1 protein-coding gene is annotated in these 439 nt (G+C 68.8%); it reads left to right on the top strand.

What is annotated here, in order from left to right:
- The coding region (locus JHD80_RS27130) for a tRNA-dihydrouridine synthase (protein WP_199093682.1) at positions 1 to 346 on the top strand (346 nt) is incomplete at its 5' end.
- Between the last annotated feature and the right edge of the window lie 93 nt (positions 347 to 439).

The following is a 439-nucleotide window of genomic DNA, read 5'->3' as shown; positions in this document are numbered from 1 at the left end:
CGGCGCCGATTTCGTCATGGTCGGGCGCGCCGCGCTCGGCCGGCCCTGGCTGGTCGGCGAGATCGGTGCGGCGCTCGACGGGCGCGCATTCCGGCCGCTCTCTTTGGCCGAGAAGCTTGCGCTGGCCTGCGAGCATTACGAGGGGCTGCTGGCCTTGATGGGTATCGCGCATGGCGTGCGCCACGCCCGCAAGCATCTGGCCGCCTATGCCGACGACGCCCTGGCCGATGGCTGTGAACCCGATCCGGAGCTGCGCCGCAGCCTCCTGACATCTGACGATCCTCGTACGGTCCTGGCGGCTCTCGCTGGCCTGTTCTCGACCGATCGCAATCGCGAAGCGGCCTGACGCCGCAAGGAGCAGCCGATGACGGCGATGTTTGCCGACAAGGGGCTAGGAAGCCGCAGCACCTACCTGCTCGATCCGATCGAGGTCCAGGCG

Origin of the sequence: Allobosea sp. ASV33, from assembly GCF_016428755.1 — a bacterium.
GTDB lineage: Bacteria > Pseudomonadota > Alphaproteobacteria > Rhizobiales > Beijerinckiaceae > Allobosea.
The sequence above is the reverse complement of the archived record's forward strand: the minus strand, read 5'-3'. Positions and strand labels throughout refer to the sequence as shown.